Origin of the sequence: Curtobacterium sp. MCLR17_045 (assembly GCF_003234405.1) — a bacterium.
Taxonomy (GTDB): Bacteria; Actinomycetota; Actinomycetes; order Actinomycetales; family Microbacteriaceae; genus Curtobacterium; species Curtobacterium flaccumfaciens.
The window spans coordinates 1-14,396 of the sequence record NZ_QKTB01000030.1 but is presented as its reverse complement, the minus strand read 5'-3'; the positions used below and the strand labels follow the sequence as shown (position 1 = coordinate 14,396).

Genomic DNA, 14,396 nt, shown 5'->3' with positions numbered 1-14,396 from the left:
CGCCCAATCGTCGAACCCCGCTCATGTCTTTGGAGGGTTCCCACGACCTCGTGACGGCACGGGCGACACGGGGTTGTGCGGCCCGCACGGCGTTCCCGCCACTGTCGGCACCGGTGTCTAGCGTGGACGGTGCAACACGGACACCGCAGTTCAGGAGGACTCCGCCCATGGTCGACACCGCACCCGCCCAGCGCACCACCCCCGCCAGTGGCAGCGACACCGCGCCGGACGTCGACGCGAAGAACGCCGCGCAGCACGCCGCGCCGAACGCCGACGCCGCCGGCGACCCGGCAGCGGGCACCCCGACCGCCGGGACGGACACCGACGTCCGCATCGACGTCGAGCTGGTGCAGGAGCTCCTGCTCGGACGCTGGGCCGAGGACCGCCGGATCTCCCGGCGGCTCGCGCTCGACCCCGCGATGCAGAAGATCGAGGGCCAGCCGATCCCCGAGCACCGGGCACGCGTGCTCGAGCAGCTCCGGACCCTGGTCGACGCCGGGGCGATCCAGCGTCCCTACCCCACCGAGTTCGGCGGCCAGGACAACCACGGCGGTAACCTGGCGGCGTTCGAGGAGCTCGTCGTCGCCGACCCGTCGATGCAGATCAAGGCCGGGGTGCAGTGGGGACTGTTCGGGTCCGCCGTGCACCACCTGGGCACCGAGGCGAACCACCGCGAGTTCCTGCCGGGCATCGTCTCGTTCGAGGTCCCCGGCTGCTTCGCGATGACCGAGACCGGCCACGGCTCGGACGTGCAGAGCATCGCCACGACGGCGACGTACGACCCCGCGACCGAGGAGTTCGAGATCCACACGCCGTTCCGCGGTGCGTGGAAGGACTACATCGGCAACGCAGCCCTGCACGGGCACGCCGCCGTCGTGTTTGCGAAGCTCGTGACCGCCGGTGTCGACCACGGCGTGCACGCGTTCTACGTCCCGCTCCGCGACGCCGACGGGGCGTTCCTGCCCGGCGTCAGTGGTGAGGACGACGGCCCCAAGGGCGGACTGAACGGCATCGACAACGGCCGGCTCGCGTTCGACCACGTCCGGGTCCCCCGCACCAACCTGCTGAACCGCTACGGCGACGTCGCCGAGGACGGCACCTACTCGTCGCCGATCGCCTCGCCCGGCCGCCGCTTCTTCACGATGCTCGGCACCCTGGTGCAGGGCCGGGTGTCGCTCGACGGCGCCGCGGTCGTCGCGCAGAAGATCGCGCTGCAGATCGCCCTGACCTACGCCATGCAGCGCCGCCAGTTCCCCACCGGTGACGGCACCGAGGGCGTGCTGCTCGACTACGGCCGGCACCAGCGCCGGCTCATCCCGCGCCTGGCGACGGTGTTCGCGCAGTCGTTCGCGCACGAGAAGCTCCTGCGCACCTTCGACGACGTCTTCAGCGGGCGTGAAGACACCCCGGAGCGCCGGGAAGACCTGGAGACCCAGGCCGCGGCGTTCAAGTCGATGTCGACCTGGTCGGCGCTCGACACCCTGCAGGAGGCCCGCGAGGCCTGCGGCGGTGCCGGGTTCCTCGCCGAGAACCGTCTGACCGGGCTCCGCGCCGACCTCGACGTCTACGTGACGTTCGAGGGCGACAACACCGTGCTGCTGCAGCTCGTCGGCAAGCGCCTGCTCACCGAGTTCCGTGCGAAGGCCCCGAAGGACCCGGCGTCCACCGTGAAGTTCGTGGCCGCCGTCGCGGCGTCGAAGCTGGCCGACGCGTCCGGCATCCGCCGCCTCGGCCAGACCGTGGCCGACCGCGGGTCCCTGGCCGCCAGCGTCGCCGACCTGCAGGACCCCCGCACGCAGCGCGAGCTGCTCGCCGGTCGGGTCGACACGATGGTCGCCGAGATCGGCATGCGCCTGGCGTCGGCCGGCAAGGACCGCGCCCGCGCCGCCCGACTGCTGAACCGCTCGCAGCACGAGCTCATCGAGGCGTCGAAGGCGCACGCCGAGCTCATGCAGTGGGACGCCTTCACCGAGGCGCTCGACGAGGTCACCGAGGGCGACACCCGCCGCGTGCTCGTCTGGCTGCGCGACCTGTTCGCGCTCGGCCTGCTCGAGCAGCACCTGGACTGGTACCTGCTGCACGGTCGGCTCTCGGCGCAGCGTGCCCGTGCGGTGTCGGCGTACATCGACCGGCTCGTCGCCCGGGTCCGGCCGATCGTGCCGCAGCTGATCGAGACCTTCGGGTACGAGCCCGGTCACGTCCGCGCACCGATCGCGCTCGGTGCCGAGCAGGCCCGACAGGACGAGGCCCGCGCCTGGTTCGCCGCCGAGGCCGCCGCCGGCCGGCTGCCCGAACAGGAGAAGAAGCCCCGTCCGTAACGGACGCGCAGCCCCGCCCGTGACGGACGTGCAGCCTCGCCCGTGACGGTCGCGCAGCCGCAGCCGTGACGGGCGTGGCTGCGTCGGGCGGCTAGGAGTCGGTCGGTCCCGACGGAGTCGAGCCGTCCGCGGCAGCCCCGCCACGTGCCCCGAGCGCCGCGCGCAGCTGCGCCTCGGCGTCGTCACCGGCTGCGGCGGCCTCGGCGTTCGCCTCGGCGACCGCACGCACGACCTCTTCGCGCTGGATCTTCACGCCGCGCGGGGCGTCGATGCCGATCCGGACGCCGTCGCCCCGGGAGTCGAGCACCGTGATGACGATGTCGTCGCCGACGAGGATCCGCTCGCCGACCTTCCGCGTGAGTACCAGCACCCGTTCAGCCTAGCGACACGACGGGGAGCCCCAGCAGGTCCACCGACCCGGGCGTGGCGGTCTCCCCCGCACCGATCGCCACGACACCGACCACGGGCAGCCGCGAGGCCACCGCGGACACCATCGCGGCCGAGTCCGCGGGCTTCCGCCCGACGTCGACCACGACCCACACCTGGTCGGCCTGCAGCGCGTCGCCGGTCGCCCGGTCGTCCCACGCGGCGACGGCGAGCACCGCGTGACCGTCGCGGACGCCGTCGGCCCGCGCCAGGATCGCGGCACGGCGGTCGGCGGCGTCCGTCGGCCGGAGCGCGTGCCGCACCGCGAAGAGTCCGGCGGCCGCGTCGACGTCGTTCGGCCGCCCGACCAGGAGCACCAGGTCGCCGTCCGCGGACCGCACGGCGGGCGCGGTGGACCGGGACACCGGAGCAGGCGAGGGCGCGTCGAGGACGCGGGACGGGCCTCCCGACCGGGCCTCGACGACCGGCTGCGCGACGGCCACCGCCTGCGTGTCGACCACCGTCTGCGCGTCGGCGGCGGCCTGGAGGCGCGGGTCGACCCCGGTGGGCGCGTCCGGCTCGGCCGGCGCGCGCGTCGGGCGCGGGGCGCTCGGCGTGATCCCGTCCGCCTGGAACCCGTCGAGCACCGACGCGAAGGCGTCGGCCCGCGTCGTCGCGGTGCCGTCGGTGCCGGCGATGCGTGCCTCGGCCGCCTCGGCGTCGGCGAGCAGCGCGGCGATGCCGACGCGCTGCACGGGCGAGTCGGCGATGACGACCCGGGCGGTGGGCTGGTCCCCCGGTTCCGGCACCTCGACGGTGGCCTCGACGTGCGCCTTGCGGAACAGTCCGCCGAAGCCCGGCGTGGTCACGCGTTCGGCCGCGACGATCCGCGCACCCGCACCGAACTCGGTCCGGACCGCGTCGCGGACGGACTCGAGCGTGGCGCCGCTACGCTGCAATCGGGTCGGCGGCACGGACCACTCCCACGGTCTCGATGGTGGAGCCCGCGGCGGTGGCCTCCTGGTACGACAGCACCGGGAGCCCGTTCGACTGGGCGGCGACCATGCGGTGCACGGCCGGGCGGAGCTGCGGGGCGCAGACCAGGACGGCGGAGAGCCCCTGGTCCTCCACGGAGCGCACGGCGTCGCGGACGGAGCCCAGGACCTGCTCGATGCGGTGCGCGTCGAGCACGATCTGGCTGCCCTGCTCGGACGGCCGGAGCCCCTCGAGCATCGACTGCTCGAGCATCGGGTCGATCATGATGACGCGCAGGGTGCCGGCGTCGGTGTGCCGGGCGGCGAGGGCCGGGCCGAGGGCCGCACGGGCGGCTTCGACGAGCCCCTCGGGGTCGGTCGACACCTTGGCGCGGAGCGTGAGGGCCTCGCAGATCCGGCCGAGGTCGTTGATCGGCACGCGCTCGGCGAGCAGGCCCTGCAGCACCCGCTGCAGTTCGGCCATCGAGAGCATGCCGGGGACGAGTTCCTCGACCGCGGCGGGGTTGACCTGCTTGACGCCCTCGGTCAGGACCTTGACGTCCTCGCGGGTGAGCAGGCGCGCGGCGTTGTCACCGATGACCGCCTGCAGGTGGGTGACGAGCACGGAGACCCGGTCGATCACGGTCGCGCCGGTCATCTCGGCGGCGTGCCGGAGTTCGGCGGGCACCCACTTGCCGGTCAGGCCGAACACCGGCTCGACGGTCGAGGTGCCGGGCAGGCCGTCCAGGTGGTCGCCGAGCGCCAGGACGCTGCGGGCGGGCGCGGTGCCCCGACCGGCCTCGACGCCGGCGATCCGGATGGCGTACGTCGACGGCGGCAGGTCGATCGAGTCGCGGGTGCGGACCGGCGGGACGACGATCCCCATGTCGATCGCGATCTTGCGGCGGAGGGCACGCACCCGGCCGAGCAGGTCGTCCGAGGCGCCGGACACCATGTCGACCAGGTCGGGGGCGAGCAGGATCTCGAGGGCGTGCACGCGCATCTGCTCGAGCAGGTCCTCCGGGGTGTCGCCGGTCGGTGCCGCCGCCGCGAGTGCCTGCTGCTGGGCGGCGTCGGCCTCGGCCCGGGCGGCGTTCCGGCCGATGCGCCAGCCCGTGAAGAGCAGGGTCGCGCCGACGAGCAGGAAGGGCAGGATCGGCATGCCGGGGATGAACCCCATCGCGATCGCGGCGACGCCGGCGATCATCAGGGCGTTCCGCGACTGCGACAGCTGCGTCGCGGCCGAGGACCCCATCTCGGACTCCGCACCGGACCGGGTGACGATCATGCCCGTGGACACCGCCATGAGCAGCGCCGGGATCTGCGTGACCAGGCCGTCACCGATCGTCAGGATGCCGTACTTCGACAGGGCGTCGGTGACGGACAGTCCGTTCTGCAGCATGCCGATCGCGATGCCGCCGATCAGGTTGATGATGATGATCAGGATGCCGGCGATCGCATCGCCCTTGACGAACTTCGACGCACCGTCCATCGCGCCGTAGAAGTCGGCCTCGGCGGACACCGCGGCGCGGCGCTCCTTGGCTTCCTGGTCGGTGATCAGCCCGGCGTTCAGGTCGGCGTCGATCGCCATCTGCTTGCCCGGCATCGCGTCGAGGGTGAAGCGTGCCCCGACCTCGGCGACGCGCTCGGCACCCTTCGTCACCACGACGAACTGGATGACGATGAGGATGAGGAAGATGACCGCGCCGATGATGATCGACCCGGAGACGGCGACGTGGCCGAACGCCTGGATGACGTCACCGGCGAAGCCCTCGCCGAGCACCAGCCGGGTGGACGCCACGTTGAGGCCGAGCCGGAACAGCGTCGCGACGAGCAGCAGGGACGGGAACACCGAGAAGTCGAGAGGCTTCTTCACGAAGAGCGTCGTGAGCAGGATCACCAGCGCCAGCAGGATGTTGATGATGATCAGGAAGTCGAGCAGGAACGACGGCACCGGCAGGATCAGCAGCAGGATGATGCCGACGATGAACACCGGGACGACGAGCTTCGGCAGGTCCTTGCGGTTCATGCGGGGAGTCCTTCGGTCTGGTTCTCTGCGGTGCGCGGTGTGCGGAGCTTGCGGGGGCGGAGGTCACCGGTCAGGGTGGCGGGGTCGATGACGCTCGCGACCTCGTCCGGGGTGGTCGGCCGTGGCGGCGCGTGCGTGCCGGCAGCGGTGCCACGGGCCTTGAGCGCCATCACGAAGGACAGGACGCGCGCCACCGGCGTGTACAGGTCGACGGGGATCTCGTGCCCGAGCTCGCACGCGGCGTGCAGTGCCCGGGTGAGCGGGACGTCGCGGACGATCGGCACCCGCTCTTCCTCGGCTCGGGCGCGGATGACGTCGGCGACCGGTCCGGCCCCCTTCGCCACCACCCGCGGTGCGGACTTCCCCGGCTCGTACTTGATCGCGACGGCGTAGTGGGTCGGGTTCGTCATCACGACGTCCGCGGTGCCGATGGCCTGGATCATCCGGTTGCGGCTCATCGCGAGCTGGCGGGAGCGGCGCTGCGACTTCACCAGCGGGTCGCCGTCGCTCCGCTTGTTCTCGTCCTTGACCTCGCGCTTGGTCATCATCGTGCGCTTCCGGTTGCGGCGGATCACCACGAACACGTCGAGGGCTGCGAGGACGAGCCCGGCGACGATCGCGGCGCGCAGCAGGGTGCCCGACCCGGCGGCGGCGGCCTCGAGGACGGCCGACAGCGGCAGGGAACCGCTCGTCATCAGGACCGGCATGAGCCCCTGCACCGCGAACCACAGGACGAGCCCGACCACGGCGGTCTTGAGCAGCGCCTTCGCCCCGTTCCAGAGCGCCTGGGTGCCGAACACGCGCTTCAGTCCGGCGACGGGATCGAAGTGGTCGGGCTGCGGCGTCATCTTGCGGAAGTGCACCCCGCCCTGGGTGACGGCGGCGGCGAGCACCGCGACCGCGACGACCGCGAGCATCGGGCCGAGGGTCGCACCCATCGAACCGAGGGCGTCGGCGAGCAGGGCCTGCACGGCACCGAGCTCGGGGTCCTCGATGACCCGCTGCACGGCGAGCAGCTGGTCCTGCCCGGCGGCCGCGGCGTTGCCGATCGCGGCCGGGATCATGAGCGCCGCGACGGCGATCCCGATCCACGCGCCGAGGTCCTGCGAGCGACCGATTTGGCCCTTCTCGTGGACCTCGCGCATCCGCTGCTGGGTTGCCTGTTCGGAACGTTCTCCGCTGTCGGACACGTCGTCACCCCCGTCCCGTGATCGCCTCGACGGCGTCGCCGGTCAGCGACGACACCACCGAGGGCAGGGCCATGAAGAGCGCGCCGGCGAACAGGACGGTCAGGCCGATCTTGATCGGGAAGCCCATCTGGAACGCGTTGAGCGCCGGTGCCACGCGGGTCAGCAGCCCGAGGCCGACGTCGGCCAGGAAGAGCACGACGACGAGCGGTCCGGCGATCTGCAGGGTGGCGAGGAACATCTGCGACATCGCCGTCACGAGCATCGACGCGAGCCCGTCGACCGCGAAGGTGCCGGTGAGCGGCACGGCGTCGAACGACCGCACCAGACCGCCGACGATGAGCTGGTAGCCGCCCGAGGTGAAGAGCAGCGCGAGCGCGGTCATCTGGAACAGGCGGGTGAACTGGGCGCCGTTGACCTGGGACTGCGGGTCGAACGCCTGCGCGAGCGTGAACCCGCCGAACAGGTCGATGAGGGCACCCGCCGACTGGACGGCGGCGAACACCAGGAACACCAGGAACCCGAGGGACAGCCCGACGACGAGCTGGGTGAGCAGGGCGAGCAGGAACGGCCCCGTGTCGAGCGACTCGTAGCCGACGGCGACGCGCGGGGCGACGCCGATGGCGAGCCCCAGCCCGAGGATCACCTTGACGGTGCCGGGGAACGCCCGGTACGAGAACGGCGGCGCGATGACGAAGAACGCGACGAGCCGGACGCCGGCGAGCATGGTCGCCTCCAGACGGTCGGCGTCGATGCTGAGCTCCATCAACCGGCCCCGAGCAGCTTCGGGATCATGTCGAAGGCGACGTGCGTGAACGCGATCATCTCCGAGATCATCCAGTTGCCGCAGACCACCAGGGCGATCGCGACGGCGACGGCCTTCGGCACGAACGAGAGCGTGACCTCCTGGATCTGCGTCACCGACTGGAACAGCGAGATCGCGAAGCCGACGACGAGCGAGGTGATGAGCACCGGGGCGGCGAGCTTGCCGGACACCAGGAGCGCCTGGAGCACGAGGTCGATGACTGCCTGCTGGTTCATGCGTGCCCCCTAGACAACGTGGTAGCTCTCGATGAGCGACGTGATGATGAGGCCCCAGCCGTCGACCAGCACGAAGAGCAGGATCTTGAACGGCAGCGAGATCATGACCGGCGGGAGCATCATCATGCCCATCGACATCAGGGCCGCGGAGACGACGAGGTCGATCACCAGGAACGGGATGAAGATGACGAACCCGATGATGAACGCGCTCCGGAGCTCCGAGATGATGAACGCCGGGATCACCGTCGTCATCGGCACGTCCGCCATCGACTTCGGGTTGTCGAGCCCGGCGGCGCGGGTGATCAGGGCGACGTCCTCGTCGCGGGTCTGGTGGAGCATGAAGGTCCGCAGGGGCTTCGTGCCGATCTCGACGGCCTGGTTGAAGTCGAGGTGCCCCGCCAGGTAGGGCTGCAGGGCGTCGTCGTTGATGTGCCCGAGCACCGGTGCCATCACGAACAGCGACAGGAACAGCGCCAGTCCGGCGATCACCTGGTTCGGCGGGATCGACTGCAGCCCGAGCGCGTTCCGGGTCATCGCGAGCACGACGAAGATCTTCGTGAACGACGTCATCATGAGCATCAGCGCGGGCGCGACGCTCAGCAGCGTGATGCCGATGAGCGTCACCACGGCCGACGACGGGGTGCCGTCCGGGCCGTTCACGCTGACGCTGAAGTCACCGGTCGCGGGGGCGGTCGGGGTCGCCGGGGCGGTGGGTTCGACGACACCGGCGGCGTGCGCACCGGTCGTCGTGAGCATCAGGAACCCGGCCACGACCGCCAGGCCGAGCAGGACGAGGGCGACGAGTCGACCCGACCGTGCCAGCCGGTGCGGCCCTGCCGCCCTCACCCGGCCCGCCGGTTCCGCAGCGCGGCGGCGGCCTGGCGCCAGGTGTCGACCGACAGGATCGAGCCCTGCAGCTGCTGCGCGCTCGGCACGGCGCGCTGCGGGCGACGGTTGCGCGGGCGCATCGGCAGCGGCGCGACGGCGCTGGTCGCGTCGGTCGTGCGGGTCACGTCGTCCGTGCCTGCCGGGAGGCCCGTGGTGGCGTCCGACTGCTGCGCGAGTTCCCGACCGAACGCGTCGGCCGACGGGGCGGGACGCACGGGCAGCGCCACCGGTCCGGTCACGATGGTGAGTTCCGGCGCGGGCGCCTGCCCGCTGGTGAGCAGGTTGACCCCGTGCTCGGACACACCGAGGACGAGCCGCTCCCCCTCGACGTCGACCACGACGACGCTCGCCTTGCCGCCGATGCCCTGCCGACCGACGACCTCGACGGTCGCCGCACGACGGCCCGACGGCTTGCCCGAGAAGCGCTTGCGGCTCGCGCGGTGCAGCACCCACATGAGGGCGAGCACGACGCCGAGCGAGAGCGCGACGCGGAGGGTGACGACGAGGGTGTCCACGTGCGGGTCAGACCGTCTCGGCGACGTCGAGGATGCGGGTGATCCGGACCGCGTAGTCCTGGTCGACGACGACGACCTCGCCGTGCGCGATGAGGCGGCCGTTCAGCAGGACGTCGGCGGGGGCACCGGCGCTGCGGTCGAGCTCGACGACGGCGCCGGGCTCCATGCCGAGCACGTCGCGGACCGACATCCGGGTGCGGCCGATCTCGACCGTCAGGGTCATCTCGACGTTGTTGATCCGGCCGAGGTTGCCGGCGGGCAGGTTCGCCAGGACGGGCGCCGACACCGTGCCGTTCTCGCGGATCCGGATGCCGAACCACCCGGCGGGAAGGCCACCGGCGGCCAGTTCGAACACGACGGTGTCCGGGTCGGCCAGCAGCGACGCGGCCGACTCGCGGTTCGCCTCGCCGAGCACCCCGACGCCGAGGACCCCGGCCGCGGCCTCGAGTGACGGACGCAGGACGTCCGTGACGGCCACGATGCCGTGGTCGGTGCCTCCGGCGGCCGTGATCGACTCGAGGTCGGTGAGCACGAGCGCCAGGTCGGCCGACAGGCCGCCGACGAACGAGGCGACCACGGCGTCCGTCGCCGCGTCGAGCACGACCGGTGTCGCGCCTCCAGGCAGGAGCACCGCGGTCAAGGGGGCGGCCGTCGGGAGCTGCGCCGCGAGCGACTCGGCCGCTGCGGTGTGGAGGGTGGTCGTTTCGGTCATCAGTGCTGCTCCGTGCTCGTGGTGGTGACGACGATGCCGGCGAGGCGCGAGCCGTTCGCGCCGACCGCGGCGGTGCCGACGGGTTCGCCGTCGACCGCGATGGTGAGGGGCCGGTGCTGCGGGTGCGGCAGCGGCAGGACGTCGCCGACGGCGAGCCGCAGGACCTGCGTCGGCAGGACCGCGGCCGGGGCGAAGCGCAGGCTGACGCCCACGGGCACGCTCTCGAGCTGCGCGTCGAGCAGGGCTCGGGCGTCGGCGGGCGACACATGCGCGGCGGCCTCGCCGAGCTGCGGCAGGACGGCCTCGGCCGGCAGGGCCAGCGTGCCGGGCGCGATGCGGTCGCCGACCCGGATCGAGAACGAGGCGACGATCATCAGGTCGCCCTTCTGCGCGGCCTGGGCGAACTGGCTGTTGAACTGGAACCCGCCAACCGTGACGTCCTGCGCGAGCAGCCCGCCGAACGAGTAGCGGAGGTCGTCGAGGGCGTCCTCGACGATCTTGCGGACCAGGGCCTGCTCGATGGGCGTGAAGGTGCGGTCCGGGGTCGGCAGCGGCTTCGAGGCGCCCAGCGCGTGCGACACCCACGTCAGCGCGGCGTCGAGCGGGACCTGCAGCACGCCCTTCGGGGTCAGGCCGGTGATCGGCAGCAGCACCATGCCGGTGAGCGCGGGCAGCGACGCGGCGTACTCGTCGTACGTCGTCATCTCCACCTGCTCGCAGGTGACCTGGCTGACCGCGCGGACCTTCGCCGTCAGCTGCGTGCCCCACTGGCGCGCGAACGTCTCGAAGGCGAGTTCGAGCACCCGGGCGTGCTCACGGGCCAGCGTCGACGGGCGCGCGAAGTCGTACACCTCGGGCGCTGGCAGGGTCTCGGTCACGGGTGCGTCTATCGGTCACCTGTGGGGCACCCGTCAGTGCTGTACCCCGTAGTGGGGCGGTGGCGTCAGCGCTGGTGCCCTCCGGGCGCTGCGTGTCTCAGCCCTGCTGCGCTGCGTGTCCCAGCCCTGTTGCGCTGCGTGTCTCAGCCCTGCTGTGCTCCGTCCTGCGCCTTGGCCAGCGCTGGCATGAGGGCGCTGACGTCCTGGTCGGCGTTCGACAGGACCACGATGTCGACCCGCCGGTTCAGGGCGAGGTCCCGGTCCGTGCCGCCCTTCGCCAGCGGTCGGCTCGACCCGAACCCGACGCTCTGCACGTGGTCGCCGGGCATCCCGCCCCGTTCGACCAGGTCGCGCAGGACCCCGGTCGCCCGCGCGGCGCTGAGCTCCCAGTTGGTGGCGTACGGCGCGGTCGAGTTCCGCTGGTCGGCGTGGCCCTCGACGCTGACGTCGTGGGCGGAGGTCTTCAGCACCGGCGCGATCGCGTCCATGATCGACCGCGCCTGGTCGGACAGGTCCGCGCTGTTCGTGCCGAAGTACGTCTCGCTGCCGATCAACCGGACGATCAGGCCGCGGGCGTCCACGGTGAACTGGACGTTCTCGGTCTGACCCGCCTTCGCCAGGTTGCGCTGGATCGCACGCTCGAGCTTCGTCAGGTCGTCGAGCTCGCGCTTCGCCTCGGCGAGGTCCTGCTTGCTCGCCGTGGTCGGCACCACCGTCGACGCGGGGTCGACGTTGGTGTCCTTCGTGCCCGACGAGGCGGTCGAGTGGTCGGCCTGGGACTTGTCCGTCGAGTAGCCGGAGCCGTCCTCGACCTGGTCCTTCGTCACGACGGTGCCACTCGCGGTGTCGATCTTCTGCGAGTCGACCTCGCCGAAGCCGGTGGCGAGCGACTGCTTCAGCTGGATGTACTTCTCCTGGTCGACGGTGGACATCGCGAAGAGCACGAGGAACATGCACATCAGCACCGTGATCATGTCCATGTACGACGCCATCCAGCGCTCGTCGGGGTGCTCGGCCTCGTCGTGGGACTTCTTCGCGCGACCGCGGCCGCGGCCCCGGGGGTTGGCGCTCACGGTCAGGCCGCCAGCTGCTGGTCGTCGGCCGCGTCGGCCTTCTTGCCGGCCTTGCCGCCCTTGCCGCCCATGTCGGCGCGGGCGGCGGGCGGGACCATGGCCTTCAGCCGCTCGCCGAGCAGACGGGGCTGGCTGCCGGCCTGCACCGCGAGCAGCCCCTCCATCAGGAGCGTCTGGCGGTCCGACTCGAGCTGGGCGAGCTTGCGGAGCTTGCCGCCGATCGGCAGCCACATGAAGTTCGCGGTCAGCAGGCCCCACAGGGTGGCGACGAACGCGCTGGCGATCAGCGGTCCGAGCTCGTCGGGCTTGCCGAGGTTCGCGAGCACGTGGGTCAGCGAGACCACGGTGCCGATGATGCCGACGGTCGGGGCGAAGCCGCCGAGGCCCATGAAGAACGCACTCGCGCTCCGGGTCGGGGCCGCGTTCGACTCGATCTCGTCCTCGAGCAGGATCCGCAGCTCGTCGCCGTCGGTGCCGTCCGCGATGTTCTGCAGCGCCTTCTTCATGAACGGGTCGTCGTGCTTGTCGGCCTCCTGCTCGAGGGCGAGCAGGCCGTTGGCGCGGGCCGTCTCGGCGAGTCCGACGACGTCGTCGATGACCGACGCCGGCGGGGTGACCTTGCCGGTGAACGCCTTCGGCACGGCCTTGAAGCTGGCGATCGCGTCCTTCAGCGTAGTGCTGGCGATGCCACAGCCGATGGTGGCGCCGAACACGAGCAGCATCGGGGCGGGCAGGAAGAGTCCACCGAGCTCGACGTGCTCCATCTGGACCATGCCGAACAGGGCGCCGAAGGCGAGCAGGATGCCGACGATCGTTGCGATGTCCACGTCAGCGACCCCCGTCCAGCGCGCGGCCGTGCTGCGTGGAGCGGAGTGCGGCGACCGGGGCGAGCGTCGGCTGCGGGCCGGTGTTCGTGCTCGAGCGGGGGGCCTGGTCGGTGCCGTAGGCCATCCCGACGATGCGTGCGCGGTACGCGGCGATCAGGTCGATGACGTCGGCCATCGACTCCCGCACGATGTACTTCGCGCCGTCGACCATGATGAGCGTCGTGTCCGGCGTCTCCTGGATGCGCTCCACGAGATCGGGGTTCACAGCGAATCCGCTGCCGTTCAGTCGTGTGACGACGATCATGGCCCGTCCTGGTTCTCGATCGTCCCGCCGCCGTCCGTGGGGCGGGATGCGGGCCCGTCCGTGGGCCTGCACGGAGGACTATCGGCGGGTGCGACGGGTGCGTTAGCGACGCGTTCTGGCCGTCTCAGGTGATCCCCAGGAAATCGCTGCATCCGATCGGGGTGCTCCGGCGGTAGTGGGGGTACGACGTCGAGGACGACGTCGTCCGCACCGGCCCGGACAGGCCCGAAGGAGACACGTCATGCGCAAGACACTCGCCACCGGCCTCAGCGCCGGTGTCCTGTTCGCCGCCGCTGCGGCCGTACTGCCCGCGACCGCTGCGACCGCCGCCACCGGCGAGGCGACGCTCTCGGTCCTCCATGCCGTCCCCGACGTCACCGTCGACGTGTACCTCGACGGCGAACGGGCCATCGACGACTTCACCCCGGGCACCCTCGCCGGCCCGATGATGGTGCCGGCCGGTGCACACCAGCTCGCGATCACCGCCTCGGACGCCACCGACGCGTCGAAGCCGATCATCGGCCCGGCGGACGTCTCGTTCGACGCCGGCGGCAACTACACCGCCGTCGCCCACGACGCCACGGACGGGTCGCCGACCGCCACGGTGTTCACCAACGACACCTCGGCCGTCGCCGCCGGCCAAGGACGCCTGGTCGTCCGGCACGTCGCCGCAGCACCGGCCGTCGACGTCCTCGCCGGTGGGAAGGCCGTCGTGTCGAACCTGTCGAACCCCGACGAGCAGGCACTCGAACTGCCGGCCGGCACCGTGTCGGCGACCGTCGCCGCCACCGGGACCACCGACCCCGTGATCGGCCCGGCAGACGTCGCGGTCACCGCGGGCTCGTCGACCATCGTCTACGCCTGGGGCAGCCTGGACGACGACGACCTCGCCCTCGCCACGCAGACGATCGCGGACCTCGGTGGCACGCCGAACGGCGTCCCCGCCGGGAACGCCGGTCTCGTGGCCACGAACGACCAGGACCCCCTGCCCCTGGTCGGCGCAGCGGCGGCCGCACTGGCCGCCGCTGCCGCGATCGGGGCCGTGGTGCTCCGCCGCCGGCACGCAGCGACCCGCCGCTGAACGTGCCACGCCCCGTCGTGCGGTCCGCCACGGTGACGCTCGTCGTCGCCGTGGCGGCCGCCGCCCTGACCGGGTGCTCGTCGGCCGGGACCACCCCCGGCGGGCAGCCGTCCGTCCTGCCGACCACCACCCCCTCACCGGTCCCGTCGGCGTTCTCGACCGAGGTCCCGCAGCAGGCCGCCACGATCCCCCCGGTCCGGGAC

Annotated in this window: 15 protein-coding genes and 1 pseudogene; 3 read left to right on the top strand and 13 right to left on the bottom strand. The window is 72.0% G+C overall.

Annotated features, from left to right (window positions below; all coding sequences use genetic code 11):
- The first annotated feature begins 167 nt into the window (after positions 1-167).
- Positions 168-2,318 (top strand): acyl-CoA dehydrogenase, encoded by a 2,151-nt coding sequence (locus DEJ05_RS15075; RefSeq protein ID WP_111110864.1) that lies wholly within the window; start codon positions 168-170, stop codon positions 2,316-2,318.
- A gap of 91 nt (positions 2,319-2,409) precedes the next feature.
- On the opposite strand, the gene csrA is transcribed toward DEJ05_RS15075, so the two are convergent.
- From csrA to DEJ05_RS15010, 13 genes are all read right to left on the bottom strand, one after another.
- On the bottom strand, positions 2,410-2,688 hold the full coding sequence (csrA, locus tag DEJ05_RS15070) for a carbon storage regulator CsrA (protein WP_071403899.1): 279 nt from the start codon (positions 2,686-2,688) through the stop codon (positions 2,410-2,412).
- A 4-nt stretch (positions 2,689-2,692) separates the two neighbouring features.
- The gene (locus tag DEJ05_RS15065) at positions 2,693-3,658 is read right to left on the bottom strand and encodes a hypothetical protein (protein ID WP_111110862.1); all 966 of its coding nucleotides are present in this window, start codon (positions 3,656-3,658) and stop codon (positions 2,693-2,695) included.
- Positions 3,633-5,687, bottom strand: a complete 2,055-nt coding sequence (locus DEJ05_RS15060; protein WP_111110860.1) for a flagellar biosynthesis protein FlhA — start codon at positions 5,685-5,687, stop codon at positions 3,633-3,635. Before DEJ05_RS15060 ends, DEJ05_RS15065 begins: the two co-directional genes overlap by 26 nt.
- Positions 5,684-6,877: a flagellar biosynthesis protein FlhB gene (locus DEJ05_RS15055; RefSeq protein WP_111110858.1), complete on the bottom strand. Its 1,194-nt coding sequence runs from the start codon at positions 6,875-6,877 to the stop codon at positions 5,684-5,686. The genes DEJ05_RS15060 and DEJ05_RS15055 overlap by 4 nt, the downstream gene beginning before the upstream one ends.
- A 4-nt stretch (positions 6,878-6,881) precedes the next feature.
- Positions 6,882-7,640, bottom strand: coding sequence for a flagellar biosynthetic protein FliR (locus DEJ05_RS15050; protein ID WP_071403902.1), 759 nt, complete (start codon positions 7,638-7,640; stop codon positions 6,882-6,884).
- The gene (locus DEJ05_RS15045) at positions 7,640-7,915 is read right to left on the bottom strand and encodes a flagellar biosynthetic protein FliQ (RefSeq protein WP_027465541.1); all 276 of its coding nucleotides are present in this window, start codon (positions 7,913-7,915) and stop codon (positions 7,640-7,642) included. The genes DEJ05_RS15050 and DEJ05_RS15045 overlap by 1 nt, the downstream gene beginning before the upstream one ends.
- A 9-nt stretch (positions 7,916-7,924) precedes the next feature.
- Complete coding sequence (fliP, locus tag DEJ05_RS15040) at positions 7,925-8,761, bottom strand: flagellar type III secretion system pore protein FliP (protein WP_071244631.1); 837 nt, start codon at positions 8,759-8,761, stop codon at positions 7,925-7,927.
- The gene (locus DEJ05_RS15035) at positions 8,758-9,318 is read right to left on the bottom strand and encodes a flagellar biosynthetic protein FliO (RefSeq protein WP_111110856.1); all 561 of its coding nucleotides are present in this window, start codon (positions 9,316-9,318) and stop codon (positions 8,758-8,760) included. The genes fliP and DEJ05_RS15035 overlap by 4 nt, the downstream gene beginning before the upstream one ends.
- A 7-nt stretch (positions 9,319-9,325) precedes the next feature.
- Positions 9,326-10,030 carry a flagellar motor switch protein FliN gene (gene fliN, locus DEJ05_RS15030; protein ID WP_111110854.1) on the bottom strand — a complete coding sequence of 235 codons (705 nt, stop codon included), beginning with the start codon at positions 10,028-10,030 and terminating at the stop codon, positions 9,326-9,328.
- The gene (locus DEJ05_RS15025; protein ID WP_084740413.1) at positions 10,030-10,908 is read right to left on the bottom strand and encodes a flagellar motor switch protein FliM; all 879 of its coding nucleotides are present in this window, start codon (positions 10,906-10,908) and stop codon (positions 10,030-10,032) included. Before DEJ05_RS15025 ends, fliN begins: the two co-directional genes overlap by 1 nt.
- A gap of 143 nt (positions 10,909-11,051) precedes the next feature.
- Positions 11,052-11,981: a flagellar motor protein MotB gene (locus DEJ05_RS15020; RefSeq protein WP_110863814.1), complete on the bottom strand. Its 930-nt coding sequence runs from the start codon at positions 11,979-11,981 to the stop codon at positions 11,052-11,054.
- 2 nt (positions 11,982-11,983) lie between these two features.
- Positions 11,984-12,808: a motility protein A gene (locus DEJ05_RS15015; RefSeq protein WP_111110852.1), complete on the bottom strand. Its 825-nt coding sequence runs from the start codon at positions 12,806-12,808 to the stop codon at positions 11,984-11,986.
- A gap of 1 nt (position 12,809) precedes the next feature.
- On the bottom strand, positions 12,810-13,112 hold the full coding sequence (locus tag DEJ05_RS15010; RefSeq protein ID WP_110863815.1) for a flagellar FlbD family protein: 303 nt from the start codon (positions 13,110-13,112) through the stop codon (positions 12,810-12,812).
- Positions 13,113-13,353: 241 nt separating this feature from the next.
- Between DEJ05_RS15010 and DEJ05_RS15005 the strand changes: the two genes are divergently transcribed.
- Positions 13,354-14,193 carry a DUF4397 domain-containing protein gene (locus DEJ05_RS15005; protein WP_111110850.1) on the top strand — a complete coding sequence of 280 codons (840 nt, stop codon included), beginning with the start codon at positions 13,354-13,356 and terminating at the stop codon, positions 14,191-14,193.
- 2 nt (positions 14,194-14,195) lie between these two features.
- Positions 14,196-14,396, top strand: a pseudogene (locus tag DEJ05_RS15000) (hypothetical protein); the annotation flags it as partial.

Coding starts and splice junctions, on each gene's coding strand:
- DEJ05_RS15045 (WP_027465541.1), bottom strand. CDS start 7,915: ATGAACCAGCAGGCAGTCATCGACCTCGTGCTCCAGGCGCTCCTGGTG.
- DEJ05_RS15060 (WP_111110860.1), bottom strand. CDS start 5,687: ATGAACCGCAAGGACCTGCCGAAGCTCGTCGTCCCGGTGTTCATCGTC.
- fliN (WP_111110854.1), bottom strand. CDS start 10,030: ATGACCGAAACGACCACCCTCCACACCGCAGCGGCCGAGTCGCTCGCG.
- DEJ05_RS15010 (WP_110863815.1), bottom strand. CDS start 13,112: ATGATCGTCGTCACACGACTGAACGGCAGCGGATTCGCTGTGAACCCC.
- DEJ05_RS15050 (WP_071403902.1), bottom strand. CDS start 7,640: ATGGAGCTCAGCATCGACGCCGACCGTCTGGAGGCGACCATGCTCGCC.
- DEJ05_RS15005 (WP_111110850.1), top strand. CDS start 13,354: ATGCGCAAGACACTCGCCACCGGCCTCAGCGCCGGTGTCCTGTTCGCC.
- DEJ05_RS15075 (WP_111110864.1), top strand. CDS start 168: ATGGTCGACACCGCACCCGCCCAGCGCACCACCCCCGCCAGTGGCAGC.